The sequence below is a fragment of the Sporolituus thermophilus DSM 23256 genome (assembly GCF_900102435.1).
GTDB classification, from domain to species: Bacteria; Bacillota; Negativicutes; order Sporomusales; family Thermosinaceae; genus Thermosinus; species Thermosinus thermophilus.
The window spans coordinates 1-3,108 of the sequence record NZ_FNBU01000042.1 but is presented as its reverse complement, the minus strand read 5'-3'; the positions used below and the strand labels follow the sequence as shown (position 1 = coordinate 3,108).

The 3,108-nt window shown below is 46.7% G+C and carries 3 protein-coding genes and 2 tRNA genes; all 5 read right to left on the bottom strand.

All coding sequences use genetic code 11. From position 1 onward, the window contains the following. The 5 genes from BLQ99_RS14595 to BLQ99_RS14575 all read right to left on the bottom strand — a co-directional run bounded on the left by BLQ99_RS14595 (position 1) and on the right by BLQ99_RS14575 (position 2,951). The gene (locus tag BLQ99_RS14595; protein WP_093692236.1) at positions 1-1,365 is read right to left on the bottom strand and encodes a CHC2 zinc finger domain-containing protein; all 1,365 of its coding nucleotides are present in this window, start codon (positions 1,363-1,365) and stop codon (positions 1-3) included. Between the two features lie 279 nt (positions 1,366-1,644). Beyond that, positions 1,645-1,836 carry a helix-turn-helix transcriptional regulator gene (locus BLQ99_RS14590; RefSeq protein ID WP_093692234.1) on the bottom strand — a complete coding sequence of 64 codons (192 nt, stop codon included), beginning with the start codon at positions 1,834-1,836 and terminating at the stop codon, positions 1,645-1,647. Between the two features lie 71 nt (positions 1,837-1,907). Further along, the gene (locus tag BLQ99_RS14585; protein ID WP_093692232.1) at positions 1,908-2,549 is read right to left on the bottom strand and encodes a hypothetical protein; all 642 of its coding nucleotides are present in this window, start codon (positions 2,547-2,549) and stop codon (positions 1,908-1,910) included. Positions 2,550-2,738: 189 nt separating this feature from the next. Further along, a tRNA-Ser gene (locus tag BLQ99_RS14580) sits at positions 2,739-2,829 on the bottom strand. Between the two features lie 33 nt (positions 2,830-2,862). Then, positions 2,863-2,951 (bottom strand) — tRNA-Ser (locus BLQ99_RS14575). Positions 2,952-3,108: the final 157 nt, after the last annotated feature.

Genomic DNA, 3,108 nt, shown 5'->3' with positions numbered 1-3,108 from the left:
CTAGGCAGAATTATCTGTCATTTTACCAGCGATTAGCAAGGCCCGGTCAACTTTTGCTCTAGCACGGGCGGTCAACTTTTGTGTTGACAAAACCACCCGTCCTTGGCCCAGTATTTGCACCGCTTCGCGCAACTGGTCTTTTATGCTATGCCCTGCCTTTACCATTGGCGTTAGGCCCCATTTTTTTGTTATCCAGTTCATGCCGGCAAACTCGTCGTCATCTACCGTTATTGTTGGCAGCCTGCACCCGTTGGCCATAATTCCTGTAATTTTAAATGCCCGTTTAACCGTCTGGCCATCGTCCAAGGTGTATTCAGCCACCGGCCAAGCTACAAAATTGGCTAACTTTTTAGTGGTATAGCCGTCCTTGGTGTCTTGCAGTTTTACTGTCCAGCCGTCCTGGATACTGAACCCATGCACCCTTAGCAGCTTACGGAATTCGGCCAGTCCGTCAGCCTCTGCTTCCGGCTTCGGCTGCCAGTATTCTGCCTGGCTTACCACCGCTAAAAGTTCCTCTTTGGTATGCCCCGCCGCCAGCCAATCGACCACATCGGCCTTGTTCTCCGGGCCTGCCGCGCCCTTAGGTGAAAGGTCGTCAATGCCGGGCAGTTTTACCACCTTAACCTTGCAACCCCGCCTGTAAAGATTGGCCGCTACCATTTCGGCATGTTTCCGGCCCGGCTCGTCATTGTCCGGCAGGATTACAATTTCAGCCCCCGCCGGAAAGTACCGGTTAAGCGCATCCGTCCACTTCCCGGCTCCGCCGCTGTTGCATGTCGCCGCCAGGCCTAGGTCAACCAAGGCATGGACGGCCTTTTCCCCTTCCGGGATAAAAATTGTTTCGCCCTTTTTTAAGGACTCCATTAATTCCGGCAGGCGGTAAGGCAGCCGCTCCACGCCATCAAGGTTTTCTATCCAGCCGCCCTTGCCGTCCGGCCGGGATTGTGGGAAAGTCTTATCATCGCCATTTTCGTACCGGCTAACCTTATAGCGCACCTGGCCGCCTTCGTCCCGATAGAAAAATTCTGCAACCAACTTGCCTCGCGGCTTTTTTCTTTCCTTAGCCGGTTTTGCGTCAATGCCAAGTTCTTCTGCCAGGTATTTAATTGCTTCCGAATTGCTCATGCCTTTAGCCTCCGCTACCAGGTCTATCGCATCGCCATGCTTGCCGCAGCCGAAACAGTTCCATTTGCCATCTTCCGGCCAAATAACCAAGGAAGGATTTCTGTCAGCATGGAAAGGGCAAAGGGCCTTATACCTGCTGCTACCGTCTTTTTTCAGCGAAAGGCCAATCATCCGCGCCGCGTCTTGTATGCTGAACCGTTGTTTGATTGCTTCAACTATGTTAGAATTCTGGTAGGACAATCAATGTCACCGCCTTTCTTTGAATGTGCCGCCGCGGGCGGCTTTTTTTGTTTTTGGCTTAAACAAAAAGCCTGCCGGATAGCGTCCATAAGGCATAATCTACCTCCTACATCACGCTACCCCGGCAGGCTCCCGCACACATCCGGCATTGTTATTTAGTTCTGGCTTTGGGCCTCTGTCGCGCGTCCTAACCCGCTTTTTAGTCCCGTCAGGCATAACCTTGATAACCGTTAGATGTTTCGTTTCCCGATATTTTCCCTCTCCCACAACAAGCACCCCCTACAGGTTTTGCTGGCCCGGCTCACTAGTGATTTTGTCAATATACCAGGCAGGAATGAATATCCGGCGGCCAATTTTGACGGTAGGAATTTTACCCTCTTTCGCCGCCTTGTACAGCCCTGCCCGGCTCATCGGCACAATGTCCAGCACCTCCGGCAGTTCGTATAGTTTTTTCTCTCTAGTGGTAGTCATGTAAATTCTCTCCTCTCTTTATTTTGAATTAGACATATAATTGGCTAGTACATTTTTATTTTTAACACCAGTTATTTTACTGGTGTTAAGCGTTTAGTTATCTTTCGTATGTAATATTGTTTTAATAATGGCGGCGTGTACATAAATAACAAATGGGTACACATTTCCTCAAAAGCTATTGCCCCTTGCCTCAAAAAAACCACTTTGTCATCGAATAATGGTAAATAAAAAGGTGGAAGCGGTCGGTCGCATCTTAAAATTCTAGGTTTATCAGGTATTGTTTCTTTGCAATATCCTCTATATTCTATAATTATTTTTACGGCTAAATCTATTTCGTTTTCTATTTTTGTTTTAGTCATTAACCAGTTAAAAGGAATTTCTTCAATTTCTTCAAACACAATAAGTGCATCTAAAATCCGTTCATCCGTTAATGAATCAGGCAAAATTTTTACATAAAAATTATTTACTAATTCTATAGCTTTTTTTCTGCCTTCTGCGATTTGAGATTGTGAATATTTTCCTTTCAAGTGAGAAACCGTTAAGACTTCAGCAACAACATCATTAGGATAATCTGTTGTACGCCCGCGCCCTCTCCCCAGCCCGCCTCTTTTCGGCTCTGAAATCAATCCGGCTTCTTCATACCTTAGTAACGTACGCCTAGAAATCTCTACTCCTTTCTGCTTTAAACGCTCTATAACCTCATCTGGCGACATCAATACCTCCCCTTTAATTTTTAAAATGACATATTAGTGTCTAGTTCAATTTTAATTTTAATAGCCTACCCTGTCAACCCAATTTTTCTTAATCCACCACATAAAAATAAATATTGCCCCCCTTATTGCCCCCCTCGGGCATAAAAATAGCCATTGACATTTTCTGTCAATGGCTAGAACCCTTGTATTTGGCGGAGTGGGAGGGATTTGAACCCTCGCGAGCCTTACGACTCCTAACGATTTAGCAAACCGTCCTCTTCAGCCACTTGAGTACCACTCCGTATATGCTATTGTTCCCACCATCCTGCGCGAATGGCGGAGGGGGTGGGATTCGAACCCACGGTCCCTTGCGGGATCACTGGTTTTCAAGACCAGCTCCATAAACCACTCGGACACCCCTCCGTGCCCGACACAATTAGTATTATAACAGCCAACAAAAACCTTGTCAACTAATCTCCGCTTGGGTGTGATCGTTCTATGATATTGTCACCTTAAAAGTGATCTGAGAAAATGTCACTCATGGAGAAGGAGAAAATTTTCTTGAGTGACAAAGAGGTTC